Annotated in this window: 18 protein-coding genes; all 18 read left to right on the top strand. The window is 35.2% G+C overall.

Annotated elements, in window-relative coordinates:
- The first annotated feature begins 28 nt into the window (after positions 1-28).
- The 18 genes from DBX25_RS04975 to DBX25_RS04890 all read left to right on the top strand — a co-directional run bounded on the left by DBX25_RS04975 (position 29) and on the right by DBX25_RS04890 (position 16,301).
- Positions 29-682: a flagellar biosynthetic protein FliO gene (locus DBX25_RS04975; protein ID WP_240620154.1), complete on the top strand. Its 654-nt coding sequence runs from the start codon at positions 29-31 to the stop codon at positions 680-682.
- Positions 675-1,343 carry a flagellar type III secretion system pore protein FliP gene (gene fliP, locus DBX25_RS04970; RefSeq protein ID WP_108669680.1) on the top strand — a complete coding sequence of 223 codons (669 nt, stop codon included), beginning with the start codon at positions 675-677 and terminating at the stop codon, positions 1,341-1,343. Before DBX25_RS04975 ends, fliP begins: the two co-directional genes overlap by 8 nt.
- A 9-nt stretch (positions 1,344-1,352) precedes the next feature.
- Entirely contained in the window at positions 1,353-1,622 is a 270-nt protein-coding gene (gene fliQ, locus DBX25_RS04965) for a flagellar biosynthesis protein FliQ (RefSeq protein ID WP_108669679.1), read from the top strand.
- A 5-nt stretch (positions 1,623-1,627) separates the two neighbouring features.
- Positions 1,628-2,404: a flagellar biosynthetic protein FliR gene (gene fliR, locus DBX25_RS04960; RefSeq protein WP_108669885.1), complete on the top strand. Its 777-nt coding sequence runs from the start codon at positions 1,628-1,630 to the stop codon at positions 2,402-2,404.
- A 1-nt stretch (position 2,405) separates the two neighbouring features.
- The gene (gene flhB / locus DBX25_RS04955; RefSeq protein ID WP_108669678.1) at positions 2,406-3,485 is read left to right on the top strand and encodes a flagellar biosynthesis protein FlhB; all 1,080 of its coding nucleotides are present in this window, start codon (positions 2,406-2,408) and stop codon (positions 3,483-3,485) included.
- Between the two features lie 158 nt (positions 3,486-3,643).
- Entirely contained in the window at positions 3,644-5,680 is a 2,037-nt protein-coding gene (gene flhA, locus DBX25_RS04950) for a flagellar biosynthesis protein FlhA (protein ID WP_108669677.1), read from the top strand.
- A complete protein-coding gene (gene flhF, locus DBX25_RS04945) occupies positions 5,677-6,852 on the top strand; it encodes a flagellar biosynthesis GTPase FlhF (RefSeq protein ID WP_108669676.1) in 1,176 nt (391 codons plus the stop codon). Before flhA ends, flhF begins: the two co-directional genes overlap by 4 nt.
- Positions 6,836-7,705 carry a MinD/ParA family protein gene (locus DBX25_RS04940; RefSeq protein ID WP_108669675.1) on the top strand — a complete coding sequence of 290 codons (870 nt, stop codon included), beginning with the start codon at positions 6,836-6,838 and terminating at the stop codon, positions 7,703-7,705. The genes flhF and DBX25_RS04940 overlap by 17 nt, the downstream gene beginning before the upstream one ends.
- A gap of 10 nt (positions 7,706-7,715) precedes the next feature.
- Positions 7,716-8,804 (top strand): protein-glutamate methylesterase/protein-glutamine glutaminase, encoded by a 1,089-nt coding sequence (locus tag DBX25_RS04935; protein ID WP_108669884.1) that lies wholly within the window; start codon positions 7,716-7,718, stop codon positions 8,802-8,804.
- Positions 8,805-8,825: 21 nt separating this feature from the next.
- Positions 8,826-10,883: a chemotaxis protein CheA gene (locus DBX25_RS04930; protein ID WP_108669674.1), complete on the top strand. Its 2,058-nt coding sequence runs from the start codon at positions 8,826-8,828 to the stop codon at positions 10,881-10,883.
- Between the two features lie 38 nt (positions 10,884-10,921).
- On the top strand, positions 10,922-11,389 hold the full coding sequence (locus DBX25_RS04925; RefSeq protein WP_108669673.1) for a chemotaxis protein CheW: 468 nt from the start codon (positions 10,922-10,924) through the stop codon (positions 11,387-11,389).
- Between the two features lie 3 nt (positions 11,390-11,392).
- The gene (locus tag DBX25_RS04920; protein WP_108669672.1) at positions 11,393-12,043 is read left to right on the top strand and encodes a chemotaxis protein CheC; all 651 of its coding nucleotides are present in this window, start codon (positions 11,393-11,395) and stop codon (positions 12,041-12,043) included.
- The gene (locus tag DBX25_RS04915; RefSeq protein WP_108669671.1) at positions 12,027-12,524 is read left to right on the top strand and encodes a chemotaxis protein CheD; all 498 of its coding nucleotides are present in this window, start codon (positions 12,027-12,029) and stop codon (positions 12,522-12,524) included. The genes DBX25_RS04920 and DBX25_RS04915 overlap by 17 nt, the downstream gene beginning before the upstream one ends.
- Positions 12,524-12,850, top strand: coding sequence for a hypothetical protein (locus tag DBX25_RS04910; RefSeq protein WP_108669670.1), 327 nt, complete (start codon positions 12,524-12,526; stop codon positions 12,848-12,850). Before DBX25_RS04915 ends, DBX25_RS04910 begins: the two co-directional genes overlap by 1 nt.
- A gap of 204 nt (positions 12,851-13,054) precedes the next feature.
- Positions 13,055-13,819, top strand: a complete 765-nt coding sequence (locus DBX25_RS04905; RefSeq protein ID WP_108669669.1) for a FliA/WhiG family RNA polymerase sigma factor — start codon at positions 13,055-13,057, stop codon at positions 13,817-13,819.
- 20 nt (positions 13,820-13,839) lie between these two features.
- Positions 13,840-15,207 (top strand): DUF342 domain-containing protein, encoded by a 1,368-nt coding sequence (locus DBX25_RS04900; protein WP_108669668.1) that lies wholly within the window; start codon positions 13,840-13,842, stop codon positions 15,205-15,207.
- 130 nt (positions 15,208-15,337) lie between these two features.
- On the top strand, positions 15,338-15,643 hold the full coding sequence (locus DBX25_RS04895; protein WP_108669667.1) for a hypothetical protein: 306 nt from the start codon (positions 15,338-15,340) through the stop codon (positions 15,641-15,643).
- 10 nt (positions 15,644-15,653) lie between these two features.
- Positions 15,654-16,301, top strand: coding sequence for a hypothetical protein (locus tag DBX25_RS04890; RefSeq protein ID WP_108669666.1), 648 nt, complete (start codon positions 15,654-15,656; stop codon positions 16,299-16,301).
- The last annotated feature ends 143 nt before the right edge of the window (positions 16,302-16,444 follow it).

Genomic DNA, 16,444 nt, shown 5'->3' with positions numbered 1-16,444 from the left:
CTATCTTCAGTTAGAGGGTGTAATCCCATTGGTTTATTTAAAGAAAACAATTTATTTCTTGGTTATTACAACCATCGTTCTGCTGGGCTTGAATATTCAGGTCCATGCAGAACAAGGTGAAAAAAGTGTAAAAGAATTCTATCAACCTAAAGAAAAAAATGACAGTTCTGAAAAGATCTTGGATTCCAAAAAAGATGAAGAAATAGAGGCTTCTGTGGGGCTTACTTTTTTTGATTTTTTAAGAATGATATTGGCTACAATTTTTGTTGTTGCTCTTCTTTATTTTATTTTGAAATTCATTAATAAAAAAAGTAGAGCATACCAAAAGGTGAACTACGTTCAAAATCTAGGTGGTACAAGCTTAGGTGGAAATCGATCCATACAATTAGTGAAGCTTGGAAATAGAGTTCTTGTTGTAGGCGTTGGCGAAGATATCCAACTTCTAAAAGAAATTGATAATGAGGACGAATACAGTTCCATAATGGATAATTATCAAACTTCAGGAGAATCAGATCTACAATCTAGTAACCTGTTTGCAAAATTGGTTACTAAAAAACAAGGAACAAATTATGAGTCTTTTGAATCATTTACCACTCAACTTAGAGAGCAATTGAGTGATTTTTCAAATGCAAGAAGGAAAATACACCAAGATTTGAAGAAGGAGAAAGACCGAAATGAATGAATTCATGGAATTTTTCAACGGCAATGATGCTTCTTCAGTTTCAACTTCTGTAAAGTTATTGCTTCTGCTTACAGTGTTATCCTTAGCTCCTAGTATCTTAATCTTAATGACATGCTTTACTCGTGTCATTATTGTTTTAGGTTTCGTAAGGACTTCATTGGCAACACAGCAGATGCCTCCAACACAAGTACTTGTTGGTCTGGCATTGTTTATCACTTTTTTCGTAATGGCCCCAACCTTTCAAGAAGTGAACGAGAAAGCACTGACTCCATTGTTTAATGAAGAAATTCAATTGGAAGAGGCCTATGAAAGGGCATCCGTTCCATTTAAGGAATTTATGAGTCAACATACACGTCAAAAAGATTTGGAGCTCTTTTTAGCATATGCTAAAATGGATCGTCCAAAAAGCATCGAAGATATTCCACTAACTGCTTTAGTGCCTGCATTTGCTATCAGTGAAATAAAAACAGCTTTTCAAATTGGCTTTATGATTTTCATACCTTTTCTTGTCATTGATATGATTGTAGCAAGTGTCTTAATGTCAATGGGTATGATGATGCTTCCACCGGTTATGATATCACTGCCGTTTAAAATTTTGTTATTTGTTTTGGTGGATGGTTGGTACCTCGTTGTTAAATCTTTGCTACAAAGCTTTGAGTAGGTGATGAAAGTGAATCAAGAATTTGTTGTGAAAATAGCTGAGCAAGGAATTTACACTATTTTGATAATTTGTGGGCCTTTGTTAATATTGGCACTTGGTATTGGGTTAATTGTGAGTGTTTTCCAAGCTGCCACCCAAATCCAGGAGCAAACTTTGGCTTTTGTACCTAAAATTGTGGCTGTACTTTTAGGGTTAATTTTCTTTGGTCCATGGATGCTTGGTCATATGCTTTCATATGCAGAAGAAATCTTTGGAAATCTTAATAGATTTGTAGGTTAATGGATATGCAAGATCTTTTACCTCAATTCTCAGGTTTTTTATTGATTTTAGTTAGGGTAACTGCATTTTTTGTTACAATGCCCATTTTCTCATATCGAACTATTCCAGCCAGTCATCGAATTGGCTTTAGTTTTTTTCTGGCATGGATTATGTATTACACCATGGACATACCTGACTTAGAAATAGATGTAAGTTATTTCCTATTAGTAATAAAAGAAGCATTAGTGGGCTTAATGATTGGTTTTATCGCCTTTGTAATAATGACAGCTGTACAAATCGCTGGTGGTTTTATTGACTTTCAAATGGGATTTGCGATTGCCAATGTTATCGATCCGCAAACTGGGGTACAAAGCCCTTTAGTAGGGCAGTATTTATACACCTTTGCATTGTTATTTTTACTTGTTACCAACGGGCATCATCTACTACTTGATGGAATTTATTATAGTTATCAATTCATACCAATAGATCAAACATTTATTCGATTTAATAACGAAGATTTATTACTCTTTGTTGTGAAAAGTTTCAACAAAGCGTTTCTGATTGCTTTTCAAATGTCGATTCCTGTTGTCGGAAGTTTATTTATTGTCGATATTGTACTAGGTATTCTTGCTCGAACAGTTCCACAATTAAATATTTTTGTCGTAGGTATTCCTATTAAAATAGGAGTGAGCTTTATAGTTTTAATAATTGTTATGGGTGCGCTAATGACTTCGGTCTCTCATCTATTTGAATATACGATTATTACAATGAGAGGACTAATGGAATGGATGGGGGAGACCTGACGTGAAGTTACAACTAAATCTGCAATTTTTTGCAGGTGAAAAAACCGAAAAGGCGACTCCTAAAAAAAGACAGGATGCCAGGAAAAAGGGTCAGGTTGCTAAAAGTCAGGATGTTAATACAGCAATTGTCTTACTTGCTGTGTTTTTTCTCCTTCTAATGACAGGCGGATATATGCTGGATTTAGTTTTAGGTATATATAAAATGTCTTTCCAAGAATTCATGTTAATGGAATTAACCGAAGCGAACCTTCAAACAATATTTGTTCAATTATCTGAAAAAGCTGCTCTGTTTTTGCTCCCAATTATGGGGATTGCTATGATTGCTGGTGTCGCTTCGAATTATATGCAAGTGGGAGTACTGTTTTCTACTGAATCTATACAATTCAAACTTAGTAAATTGAATCCTATTAGTGGCTTTAAAAGAATAGTTTCGGTAAGGGCGCTTGTCGAACTATTAAAATCTATATTGAAAATAAGCTTTGTAGGGTTTATTGCATTTTCAGTTGTCTGGTCCCGAATGGATGAAATTTTACTCTTATCTCAAAAATCAGTGGGTGCTTCATTGATCACCTTGGCCGATATTACAATAAAAGTAGGATTGTTTGCTTCTGTTGCATTATTATTTTTATCTTTGTTGGATTATCTTTACCAAAAATATGATTTTGAAAAAAGTATCAGGATGTCTAAACAAGATATAAAAGATGAGTATAAAAATATCGAGGGTGATCCTCTAATAAAATCGAAAATTAAGCAAAAGCAAAGAGAGATGGCGATGCAAAGGATGATGCAAGAAGTCCCGAAAGCGGATGTTGTCATTACCAATCCCACTCACTATGCAATCGCTATAAAATATGATGAAAAACAAGCTGATGCACCTATAGTCGTTGCAAAAGGTCTAGACTACGTTGCTCAAAAAATCAAATTCGTTGCAAAAGAGAATGATGTGGTTATGGTTGAAAATAGGCCTTTAGCTAGGGCCTTATATGATCAGACAGATATTGGTCAAGCTATTCCTGAGGAATTCTTTAAAGCAATCGCAGAGATACTTGCTTTTGTCTATAAAACAAAAGGAAAAGTGTAAGTTTTATACTTTAAGGAAATATAAATTGGCAGCAAAGAAGTACGTCGACTTAGTGCCAATTTTGGGATTAAAGTATAAGTGCAACTAGGCAATCGCCAGCGCTTAAGCTTGGCGCTAGCCAAGTTTTCTAATAGTTTGTTGGTAGGGAGAGGAAATGTATGTCAGCAAGAGATTTAACAGTTTTAATAAGTGTAATAATGATCGTTGCCATGTTGATTATTCCATTACCTACTTGGTTGCTTAGTATATTAATATTATTAAATATTTCTCTTGCTTTGTTAGTGTTATTAACAGCAATGAATATGAAAGAACCTTTGGAACTTTCCATTTTCCCTTCACTTTTACTCTTACTTACATTATTCAGACTTGGTCTAAACGTTTCCACTACACGTTCTATCCTTAGCCACGGTGAAGCGGGTGGGGTTGTTGAAGTGTTCGGGACATTCGTTGTTGGTGGTAAAGTAATTGTAGGGTTAGTAATCTTCATCATTCTAGTAATCATTCAATTTATAGTTATTACAAAAGGTGCGGAGCGTGTTTCAGAGGTTGCAGCAAGATTTACCTTAGACGCAATGCCTGGAAAGCAAATGAGTATTGATGCAGATTTAAATGCAGGCATGATATCTGAAAAAGAAGCACGTGAACGTCGTGAAAAAATCGGACGTGAAGCCGATTTCTACGGATCAATGGATGGTGCGAGTAAGTTCGTAAAAGGTGACGCAATTGCCGGTATCATAATTGTATTAATCAATTTAATTGTAGGTATGGTCATCGGTGTAATGCAGCTCGAATTAAGTTTTCCAGAAGCTGCTGTAAGATTTACTCTCTTGACGGTAGGAGATGGTATAGTCAGTCAAGTACCTGCATTGTTGATTTCAACTGCCACGGGTATTATCGTTACAAGAGCGGCTTCAAATGGGAACCTTGGTGAAGATATTACAAGGCAATTATTTGCTTATCCTAAAATGCTGTATGTTACAGGAGGAACTATCTTTTTACTAGGTCTATTTACTCCGATAAGTGATTTATACACGATTCCACTAGCTGGTCTTTTAATTGGAGGAGGATATTTGATTAGTAGAACTCCAGTACCTGACCAGGATGAAATTCATGAGCTTGAGCAAGAGATTGAAACAGATGAGATGAAGAGTCCTGAAAGTGTTGTAAATCTCCTTAGTGTGGATCCGATTGAATTTGAATTTGGTTATGGACTGATTCCACTTGCAGATGCCAATCAAGGTGGCGATTTATTGGATCGAGTGGTCATGATTAGGAGACAACTAGCAATTGAACTTGGACTTGTAATTCCAGTGGTAAGAATTCGTGATAATATACAATTGAATCCAAATGAATATAGATTGAAAATTAAAGGAAATGAAATGGCTAGGGGAGAGCTGCTGTTAGATCATTACTTAGCTATGAGCCCTGGTATGGAGGATGATTCAATTGATGGGATAGACACTATCGAACCATCTTTTGGTCTGCCTGCGAAATGGATAGGGGAAGACATGAAAGAACAGGCTGAAATCATGGGTTATACCGTAGTGGATCCTCCTAGTGTTGTATCCACCCATATTACTGAAGTCATTAAAGCAAATGCACATATATTAATTGGAAGACAAGAAACTAAGCAGTTGATTGATCATTTAGCAGAGAGTTCACCAATATTAGTAGAAGAAGTAACGCCAAACCCACTTTCAATTGGTGAAATCCAGAAGGTGTTAGCGAAGCTTTTAAAAGAGAAAGTTTCCATTCGCAATCTGCCCATCATTTTTGAAACATTAGCAGATTATGGTAAGCTCTCTTCTGATACAGATTTACTCACTGAATATGTACGCCAAAATTTAGCGAGACAAATCACGAATCAATATTTAGGAAACCAAGACCAACTTAAGGTCATTACGGTTTCAGGCAGAGTGGAAAAATTGATTGCCGATGGAGTCCAACAAACAGAGCACGGAAATTATCTTTCAATAGATCCTGCAGATTCACAGGCGATTCTCCAATCTATTGCTAATAAATTGGAAGATTTAACAATAATTGATCAAACTCCAATTATTCTTTGCTCTCCTGCTGTAAGAATGTATGTAAGGCAACTTACAGAAAGGTATTTTCCACAATTGCCTATACTATCTTACAATGAATTAGAATCAGCTGTTGAAGTACAAAGTGTTGGGGTGGTGAATGTGGAATGAAGGTAAAAAAATACGTTGCTCCTTCAATGGGTGAAGCAATGAAGCTTGTCCGGTATGAATTGGGTAACGATGCAGTTATACTCAATTCAAAAGTAGTATATTCAGGTGGTTTCTTAGGATTGTTTAAGAAAAGAAACATTGAGGTTATTGCTGGTGTTGACTCCAACCAACAAGAACACCAAATACCAAAAGTAAAAGAAAAAAACAAGAAAATTAATCTTGAAATAAATACTAGCAGCAAGCCATTAATAGATACTTCGGACGTCAAAAATAATTTCCAAGAGCCTCAAGGTGAAATATTAAAGGAAATTAATGAATTAAAACAGATTGTAAAGCAGCTTAATCAAAAAGCTAATCAAGCAATATATCCAGAAATCCTTGAACAAATCAATACGATGTTAATTGAACAAGAAATATCGAATCAAATTAGAACAGATTTGATGGAAGAACTATTGACGGATTGGTCATCATCGAAGGAAGAGTGGACAAATGATATTGCTAAAGAAAAAGCTAAGACCAGAATGTTAGTGAACTTACAATCAGTTATGACAGAAAAACCGTTATTTATTAAAAAATTTATTAATGTTGTAGGTCCTACAGGAGTAGGCAAAACGACTACACTAGCCAAATTGGCTGCAGAGCAAGTAATAAAACATCAAAAGAAGGTTGCATTTATAACTACTGATACTTATAGAATTGCAGCCATAGATCAACTGCAAACATACGCAAAAATATTAAACGTGCCTGTAGAAGTCGCCTATAATCTTGAGGATTTTAAGAAGGCCACAGAGCGTTTTAACCATTATGACTTAGTATTCATAGATACTGCAGGTAGGAATTTTAGGAATCAAGAATATGTAAAGGATTTAAAAAAGCTTATTGATTTTGAAAACGATATGGAAACATATCTAGTTCTTTCGCTAACTTCCAAACAAAAGGATATGGAGGACATTTATCATCAGTTTTCATTGATTCCAATTCATCAAGTCATCTTCACTAAAATGGATGAAACGCAATCTTTTGGGGCAATGTACAATATGATTTTGAATTATCATTTTACGACAGCCTATATTACAAATGGACAAAATGTTCCAGAAGATATAATAAAGGCGGATCCCGAATTTATTTTGAACAACATTTTTGGAGCAGACAAACATGAGAGATCAAGCTGAGGGATTACGAAATCGCTTTAGAAATGGAAATACCGAAGTGAAAATAGCGAAAGCAATTGCAGTGATTAGTGGGAAGGGTGGAGTTGGTAAATCCAATTTCTCGTTAAATTTTTCAATATCATTGTCACAATTGGGTTATCGCGTTCTCCTTTTCGATATGGATATAGGAATGGGTAACATAGATATTCTTTTAGGAATTTCCTCAGAGAAAAACATTACTGATTTTTTTAGTAGGAATCTTTCTCTTCAAGAAGTTATTACAAAAGGTCCAGAGAACATTTCGTTTATTAGTGGAGGAACTGGACTCTCGTATGTATTTTCGATGGATGAATCTCAGTTTAATCGATTTAGTCAACAATTACAGTCAGTCCTAGAGCAATATGATTATATTATCTTTGACATGGGAGCGGGAATATCGAAGGAATCCTCTCAATTTGTCCAATGTGTAGATGAGCTTATTACCATAACTACACCAGAGCCTACCTCTGTGATGGATGGTTATTCTATATTAAAATATCTTCATTCTCACATTAGCGAGACCCCTATTTATCTCGTATGCAATAGGGTACATAATCAAAAAGAAGGAAAAGAAACGATTTCTAGATTACAGAATGCAGTCAAGAAATTCTTAAATACTGAGATTATCCCTCTTGGGTACCTTCCAGACGATAGGACTGTATCAAAAGCGGTTTCAAGGCAAGTCCCATTCCTGATGATGTATCCTAATTCAGATATATCCATCGGGATTAAGCAAATGGCAGATCGCTATTCTAGGCAGGCATTAAACGAATCCATCAATATTAGGAAGAATAATTTTATAGGAAGATTAACACATTTTTTCAGTGGGAAGTAGGGATTTGACTATGAAAAAAATAAAAATTTTAATAGTGGAAGATTCTGCTTTCATGAGAAAACTAATTACAGATTTTTTATCTGAGGATAATAGAATCGAAGTATTAGGAACTGCGAGAAACGGGGAAGATGCAATAACAAAGATTAAAAAACTAAACCCCGATGTTGTTACAATGGACGTTGAAATGCCAATTATGAACGGTATTGAGGCATTAAAAAGAATTATGGAAGAATGTCCAACTCCAGTAATTATGTTATCCAGCACCACAGCAAAAGGTGCTGAAAACACGTTGATAGCTATGCAGTATGGTGCATTTGACTTTATTACAAAACCATCTGGCGCAATTTCATTAGACTTACACAAAATAAAGGAAGAACTTATCCAAAAAGTGTTACAAGCTAGTGAAGCGAACCTATCAAGATTACAAAAAAACGCATTTTCTCCAAAAACATCACTGTCAGAAACAAAAGATTATAGTAGAATAGAACTAAAGAAATTTACTACTTATAAAAATTCATGGATACCTACTGGGAAAAAAGTAGTGTGCATAGGCACCTCTACTGGGGGCCCAAGGGCACTTCAGCATGTCCTTACTAATCTGCCAAAAGAATTAAATGCACCCATTTTTATTGTCCAGCATATGCCACCAGGTTTTACCAAGTCTCTTGCAACACGATTAGATTCGCTTTCACAAATTAAGGTTAAAGAAGCGGAAGATGGTGAAATCGTTCAAAATGGCACTGCCTATATCGCCCCTGGAGGGTTTCATTTGAAAGTTAGAAAAATAGGGAATAGCCTTGCTGTCCAGCTAGACAATTCAGCACAAAGAAACGGTCATCGTCCCTCAGTTGATGTTATGTTCGAATCTATCAGTCTATTATCTGATTATTCCGCTATTTCGGTCGTCATGACGGGAATGGGTTCCGATGGTTCACAGGGATTAATAGAATTAAAGAAAAACTTGAATGTTAAATCTATTGCAGAGTCGCAAGAAAGTTCAATTGTATTTGGGATGCCAAAAGCAGCGATTGCTACTAATCTTGTTGATGAGATAGAACATGTTGAGAGCATTGCAGATTGTATTGTGAAATATTGTTAAATCTCGAGAGGTGTGAAAATTATGGATATGAATCAGTACTTAGAAGTCTTTATTGAAGAAAGTAAAGAACACCTTCAAACATGTAATGAGCAGCTTTTAGAACTTGAAAAAAACCCTGAAAACCTAACAATTGTAAATGAGATTTTTCGATCAGCACACACTCTTAAGGGAATGTCTGCAACTATGGGATATGAAGATTTGGCACGTTTGACACACATGATGGAGAACGTGCTGGATGGTATTAGGAATCAAAAAATTCTAGTGAATTCACAAATATTAGACGTTGTATTTGAAGCTACAGACCACCTTGAGGAAATGGTCATGTCCATTGCAACAGGTGGTGATGGAAAGCGAGATGTTTCAGAAACAGTTGAAAAGCTTAAAATGATAGAGAATGGAGAATCTCCTTTAAAAGCGGTCTCTTCACAAGCTCAAGTGTCAGCTACAGCAGTGACAGCTGACCATCAAGTGACAGTGAAAAGTCTTTATGATGAATTTGAGTTAACTGTGATTGAACAATCTAAAGAGCAAGGTTTTGATACTTTTGAAATAACAGTAAATCTTCGAGAAGATTGTTTACTAAAAGCAGCAAGAGTATTTATGGTTTTTGAAGTCCTTGAAAAAATAGGGGAAGTTATAAAATCTAATCCGTCTACGGACCAATTAGAAGAAGAGCAGTTTGATTCCGAGTTTACTGTGACGATTGTTTCGAAAGAAGCAGCAGTGGATATTCAGAAAAAGGTTATGAAAGTTTCTGAAGTTCAACAAGTAAATATTAGGTTATTACACCTGGAAGAACTGAAAAATATAATACATACAGAGCAAGAGGTAATTGAAGAGACAAAACTAGAAACACAGGTTACAGAAGTTCCTGAAAAGCAAGCGGAAGTCCATTCTGAGAAGTCGAATAATAAAAAAAATAATCAAATTTCTAATAAAACCATTCGTGTAAATATTGAACGATTAGATATATTGATGAATTTATTTGAAGAGCTAGTCATCGATCGTGGGCGACTTGAACAAATCTCAAGGGATTTAGATAATTCCGAACTACATGAAACAGTAGAGAGAATGTCTCGTGTTACGGGTGATCTTCAGAATATTATTCTCAATATGAGGATGGTTCAAGTGGAAACTGTATTCAACCGATTCCCGAGAATGGTTCGTCAGCTTGCTAGGGATTTAAACAAAAAAATTAACCTGGAAATTATTGGTGCTGAAACAGAGCTTGATAGAACAGTCATCGATGAAATTGGTGATCCTTTAGTACATTTACTTAGAAACGCAATCGATCACGGTGTCGAAATGCCAGAAGAGAGAACTAAAGCCGGAAAGAATGAAGAAGGCACAGTTGTTTTAAAAGCATATCATAGTGGAAATCACGTGTTCATTGAAATCGAAGATGATGGAGCCGGAATTAGTAGAGAGCGTGTTCTTAAGAAAGCAATTTCAAAAGGTATTGTTTCAGAACAAGGTGCTACTTCTATGACTGATCGTCAAGTTTATGAATTAATCTTTGCATCTGGATTTTCAACTGCGGAAAAGATTTCTGATGTTTCTGGACGTGGTGTTGGACTAGATGTCGTAAAAAGTACGATTGAGTCGCTGGGAGGTTCTGTGTCAATAGACTCTAAGTTGGGTGAGGGGTCTGTATTTTCTATCCAGCTTCCATTAACACTATCAATCATTTCAGTCATGCTTGTTGAAATTCAAAAAGAAAAATTTGCTATTCCACTTTCTTCTATTATTGAAACGGCCATTGTTCGTAAAAGTGAAGTGATGAATGCCCATAATCAACAAGTCATTGATTTCCGTGGAAGGGTAGTACCATTAATTGACTTGAAAGATACTTTTGAGGTTCCATTATTTGATGATGGTGATGAATTCTACTCAGTTGTAATTGTAAGAAAAGGAGATAAGATGGCTGGATTAATAGTAGATTCATTTATTGGTCAACAAGAAATCGTATTAAAATCTCTTGGAAACTATTTAAATTCTGTATTTGCAATTTCAGGTGCTACCATATTGGGTGATGGGCAGGTCGCTCTAATTATAGATTGTAATGCATTAATAAAATAAAGCGCAATTAAATATGTGGGGAAATGGGAGGCTAAATTATGACTCAAACAGTTACAGCTGAGAGTAAAGTTATTGTCTTTCAGCTCAATGGGAAGGAATATGCGATTCCTGTTAGTCAAGTTCGTTCAATTGAAAAAGTACAGCATATTACTAGGGTCCCACGCACAGTGAACTTCGTTAAAGGAGTTATTAATCTACGAGGCTTAGTAACTCCAATCATCGATTTACGGTCAAGATTTGATATGGAGGAAGCACCATATTCAGAATCCACTAGGATTATTATAGTATCCTTGACGGATATGGATGTTGGATTGATTGTTGATGCAGCTAACGATGTAATTGACATACCCCTTAGTAATATAGAGCCTCAACCTGAAGTCGTTGGAACCATTGAAGCCGATTTTATTAACGGTGTTGCAAAAATAGAAAAAAGGTTATTAATTTTGATTAACCTAGAGAAAGTTTTACATCCCTTAGAGCAAAGTAATGCTTGGGGAGATGAATAAGTAATGCCTTCTTTCATTGAAAGAATCAATTCAATTCATTTAGATATATTAAAAGAGGTTGGTAATATTGGGGCTGGACATGCAGCAACGGCCCTTTCTACCCTATTAGATAGGAAAGTAGATATGAAGGTTCCGGATGTAAGAATTGTTTCATTTGATGAAATGATGGATCTTGCCGGTGGTCCTGAAAATATAGTTGCGTCTGTTTTTTTAAGAATTGAAGGCGAAGCGCCTGGGAGTATGTTCTTTGTTTTATCTCTAAATCAGGCAGAGCATTTCATAAAACTAATGACGGGATTAGATTGTAAATACAATAATTATTCTACCTATCCAGAACTAGCTGTTTCTGCTCTGCAGGAGTTAGGTAATATCCTATCAGGGTCTTATCTATCCTCTCTGTCTGATTTTACACAACTAAACCTTTATCCATCTGTACCTCAATTATCCATTGACATGGTGGGAGCCGTCATCAGTTTTGGATTATTAGAACTATCACAAGTCAGCGATTTTGCAATAGTAATTGACACTGCCATTTTTGAAGAAGAAGATAAAAATGAATCATTTGACGGTCATTTCTTCTTAATCCCTGATCCTGCTTCATTTGAAACCATTTTTGCTTCTTTGGGAGTACCAATCGATGAATACAACAATTAACGTTGTAAAGGTGGGGATTGCAGATATGAATATTGTGAAATCACCACACCTAATACGTACAGCTGGTCTTGGGTCTTGTGTAGGTGTTGTAATTTATGACACCGCAAAAGAGCTTGCTGGAATGGTACATGTCATGCTTCCTGATTCCACAATGGGCAAGGAAGGCCAAATTAATGTTGCAAAATATGCTGATACAGGGGTTAAAGAATTAGTGAATAGACTTATGCTAGAAGGTGCTAGGTCTACTTCATTAAAGGCAAAAATTGCTGGCGGTGCGCAAATGTTTCAGTTTTCCACTGGTAATGATTTGATGCGTATTGGACCAAGAAATGTCGAAGCAGTCAAAGATACTCTAAAAACACTACGCATTCCCCTTATCTCAGAAGATGTAGGGGGAAATAATGGTAGAACTATAGAGTTTAATCCTCATACTACTTTATTAAATATAAGGACTGTAAATAAAGGGGTAGCCGAAATATAATGGCCGGCACATTTTTAGTGAATTTTTTGTTTTCTATTTTCGGTTTTCTCTTATATTTTTCACTCTCTTATAGCAAATACTATCCATTTGAAACGTTCATTCATTCATTGATAGTTGCTCTTTTATTCTGGATTAGTGGATATGTGGTACGCTATTTATTTGGGAAATCATTGCAATCCTTTTCTGAAGAGACTCGAAATGTGCCTTCAGATAGGAAATTTACTTCTGCTAAAGATGAAATTATTCAAGAAAATGATCAACCTCTCTCTGAAGATGATATCGAGCAAGTTTCTAAATACATAAAAGATTTAATAAATAATGAGTAAAGTCAGCCTAGTATTCTACTAAGCTGACTATTTTTTATCCTGAATTTATCTAGGTATTTTGTACTTAGGGCTTAATACTTATTTTCGTTGTAATATGAAAAATTGTAACATCTTATCCAACCATTTATATTATTCAGAATACTGATTTGATATAATAATTTTGTAGAAATATATTTGGTTTTGGAATTGTTAGGAGGAAAAATAATGTCTCAACTGGTTAATGGAGAAGAGCAGTTACAATGGAATAAGTGGATTGACTGCAGAGATCCTCAAGCAGGAGACATTTTAGTCAAGAGATATATGCCACTAGTCTCTTATCATGTTCAAAGGATTTCGGTCAATCTACCTAAAAATGTGAGTCGAGACGAACTGAGAAGCCTAGGTTTGATGGGCTTGTTTGATGCTTTAGAACGATTTGATCCAAATAGAGATTTAAAATTTGATACATACGCCTCATTTAGAATTAGGGGAGCAATCATTGATGGGTTGCGGAAGGAAGATTGGTTACCAAGAAGTACTAGAGAAAAAGCTAAGAAAATAGAAGCTGCCATTGAATTGTTAGAACATAAATTTATGAGAAATGTGACAGTTGAGGAAATTGCTAACGCGACAGATTTAACTGAGTCAGATGTAATTTCGACTATGAATGAAAGTTTCTTTTCCAGTGTTTTATCGATAGATGATAATCCACAAGATTTGGATGAGAAAGAAGGAGCTAGTTTTCATATTAAAGATGAAAAGGCTATATTGCCTGAAGAATCAATGGTCAAGAACGAATTGTACAATGAATTGGCTAAGGTTATTTCAACTTTGAATAATAACGAACAGATGGTATTACAATTATTTTATAAAGAAGAGCTAACCTTAACTGAAATCGGACAAGTTCTAAATTTGTCAACCTCTAGGATTTCTCAAATTCATTCAAAGGCTCTCTATAAAATTAAGAACATCATGAAAAAACATTTGTAAAAGTGGAAAGGTTGAGGAAGATGATGGATAGTCTATTTTCCCTGTTAATAAAAAATGACAGGATGGAAGTATCTATTGACATTAAACAAGAATCTTTTCCAACTTCTTCTTTTTCTCCGGACCAACTAGTTCAATGGCTCTCAGATAAAAATGTAGTGTTTGGTATAGATCAAAATGCTGTAAATAGGCTATGTTATGAAATCGATACTGTACATTTTCCGTTCATTATTGCTAAAGGTCATCCACCTTTAAATGGTCACGACGGTTATTTGATAAATCGGTTATCTGCAAACTCAAACAATAAACACCAAGCTTCAAAGCTAGTAAATTTTAAAGACATTCTAAATATACCTTCAGTAAAAAGCGGACAGCTAATTGCCTCAGTTATTCCACCAACCCCAGGTATTGTCGGAAAAGATGTGAATGGTAATCCTGTTAAAGCAAAAGATGGCAAGCCTTTTAGTTTAAAGCCCGGAAAGAATATCATCTTCAATATGGGGAATGTTTACTCCACTATTGATGGACAAATCAGTTTTATGACGAATTCTGTCAATGTCTTTCCAGTTTATGAAGTACCAGGTGATCTAGACATGAAAACAGGAAACATTGATTTTATTGGCAATGTAGTGGTAAAAGGGAACGTTCCCAACGGATTCAGAATAAAAGCTGGTGGAGACATAAAGATTTTTGGCCTAGTTGAAGGGGCTGAACTAGAAGCGGGCGGATCTATCCTTGTGTCCGGTGGGATTACCGCTGGTCACAAAGGTTACGTAAGAGCTGGTATAGATATTCATAGTCAATATTTGAATCAAGCAAATTGTGTAGCCGGTAAAACGGTAACAGTTGATGGTTCCATTTTACATAGTAATATTGAGGCTGGTGAAAGAATTATCGCATTACATGGACAAGTGATAGGTGGGAGAATTTCTTCTGTTGCTGGAGTTGAAGTGCGTGATATTGGAAGTATCCATTATATTAAAACAGAAGTGTGGATTGGCCAACCGCACCAGGTGGTTAGTAAGATAAATGAAATTGAAAAGAGTATACTCTCCCTAAAAAGTTCTTTAGATAAATTAAATTTGCTAAAATCAAAACTTCATTTAATAGAGAAACAACAAGGAATGCTATCTCAAAAAGAAAGCTTACTACTAGAAAAGCAGAAATTGACTCAGAGAAAATTGGAAAGTGATCTATCAACTTTAACTGAAGAAGAACAACAACTTCGTGCCATTATGTCTGTAGAAATGGATGCGTCATTAACCGTTTTAGGTACCATGTATCCTAATACAGAAATACATTTTGGGAAATATTCGAAGTTAACAAATTATAAGTGTTCAAATAGTAAGGTTAAGTTTCTACAAGGTGAAATCAGTACAATTCCTTTATAATTTTTTGAAGTTCAAGTAGATTTTCATCCAAAGGGACCATTGCTATAAGGGCAATAGCGTAGGAACTAAAGAACAATTAGAAAAAGAATTGCTATTTTGCCATTAGCTATAAGATAAAGGAGTGCTTTTCTTGACCCTTAAAGCCATAGAATTGCAAATAGCTCTTCCAAGGACGTTTGATGCAGGGAAAATCCAACAACAATTGCAACAGAGAGGTCAATTAGCTAACGACGAAGCGGCACTAGAATTTCAAAATCAAACAGAATGGAAGGGAAATGCGGTCGTTAAAAAAGAACCTACAAATAATACCCATTTAAAAAGAGATGGAGAGTCAAGAAACAATGACTCTTACCAAAATAAGAGAAAAACAAAGAAGAAAACAACATCAAATGAAAAGCATCCGACAAAAGGAAATAGTATTGATTTTTTAGGATAGAGGTTTGAACATGATTTTTCTAGTCACAATTAGTATACTTCTGAATCTAGTTTCTATATTTGCCATAATTATTTTGTATCAAAGGCAGAACCGATTAGTTCAAGCTGAAAGTAAGCAAGGAAAGATAATTGAAGAGTTAGAGGATATTTTACAATCTTTCTTACTTGAAATGAAGGATGATAACGAAAAATTTATGTCACAGGTTCAAAAAGCAACTGAAATGAAGGTAGCTCCAGTTTCTTCAAATCCACTTCATCCATCCTTAGAGATATCTAATGGAATTGTCTCTAAAGTTTCACATTTAGATGAAAAAAGTTCAATTTCATTAAATCAGAATCCGAATTTAGTCTTAAATAGTTATAAGCAAAGTACCTTGCAAGAACTTGATGATGATGTAATGGATTTTTCTGAAAAGATTTTCACGCAAAAAGATAAAGTTGAAATAACCATTCCCCCTCATTCTTCAAATCAAAAGCCAGAATCTCAGTTCAAGGATACCTTCAAACAACAGTTATCTAAGCATAATGTAAAAAAGGACTCAACGATCCAAGAACAAATCGATGAGCTTTTAGAAAAAGGATTGAGTCTTGAACAAATTGCAAAAAAATTAAACAAAGGTAAAACTGAAATTGAATTATTATTAAAATTTAAGAGTTAATTCATAAAAACTCTTGTATATCCATTTTTGTTATGCTATATTACTACATGGTGTTATTACACACGTCCAAGGATTTGGTCAGTAGGTGCTGATTACAGTTTCTGACCGGAGATGATCGGGACGGAGGAAATTAAAAACCTAGG

Origin of the sequence: Peribacillus acanthi (assembly GCF_003073175.1) — a bacterium.
Classification (GTDB): domain Bacteria; phylum Bacillota; class Bacilli; order Bacillales; family DSM-1321; genus Bacillus_BN; species Bacillus_BN acanthi.
Note: the sequence above shows the minus strand (reverse complement) of the source record. Positions and strands in the feature narration are given on the sequence as shown.

Coding starts and splice junctions, on each gene's coding strand:
- DBX25_RS04915 (WP_108669671.1), top strand. CDS start 12,027: ATGAATACAACAATTAACGTTGTAAAGGTGGGGATTGCAGATATGAAT.
- DBX25_RS04920 (WP_108669672.1), top strand. CDS start 11,393: ATGCCTTCTTTCATTGAAAGAATCAATTCAATTCATTTAGATATATTA.
- DBX25_RS04925 (WP_108669673.1), top strand. CDS start 10,922: ATGACTCAAACAGTTACAGCTGAGAGTAAAGTTATTGTCTTTCAGCTC.
- DBX25_RS04910 (WP_108669670.1), top strand. CDS start 12,524: ATGGCCGGCACATTTTTAGTGAATTTTTTGTTTTCTATTTTCGGTTTT.
- DBX25_RS04940 (WP_108669675.1), top strand. CDS start 6,836: ATGAGAGATCAAGCTGAGGGATTACGAAATCGCTTTAGAAATGGAAAT.
- DBX25_RS04935 (WP_108669884.1), top strand. CDS start 7,716: ATGAAAAAAATAAAAATTTTAATAGTGGAAGATTCTGCTTTCATGAGA.
- DBX25_RS04890 (WP_108669666.1), top strand. CDS start 15,654: ATGATTTTTCTAGTCACAATTAGTATACTTCTGAATCTAGTTTCTATA.
- DBX25_RS04900 (WP_108669668.1), top strand. CDS start 13,840: ATGATGGATAGTCTATTTTCCCTGTTAATAAAAAATGACAGGATGGAA.
- flhA (WP_108669677.1), top strand. CDS start 3,644: ATGTCAGCAAGAGATTTAACAGTTTTAATAAGTGTAATAATGATCGTT.
- DBX25_RS04930 (WP_108669674.1), top strand. CDS start 8,826: ATGGATATGAATCAGTACTTAGAAGTCTTTATTGAAGAAAGTAAAGAA.
- fliP (WP_108669680.1), top strand. CDS start 675: ATGAATGAATTCATGGAATTTTTCAACGGCAATGATGCTTCTTCAGTT.
- flhF (WP_108669676.1), top strand. CDS start 5,677: ATGAAGGTAAAAAAATACGTTGCTCCTTCAATGGGTGAAGCAATGAAG.
- fliR (WP_108669885.1), top strand. CDS start 1,628: ATGCAAGATCTTTTACCTCAATTCTCAGGTTTTTTATTGATTTTAGTT.
- DBX25_RS04905 (WP_108669669.1), top strand. CDS start 13,055: ATGTCTCAACTGGTTAATGGAGAAGAGCAGTTACAATGGAATAAGTGG.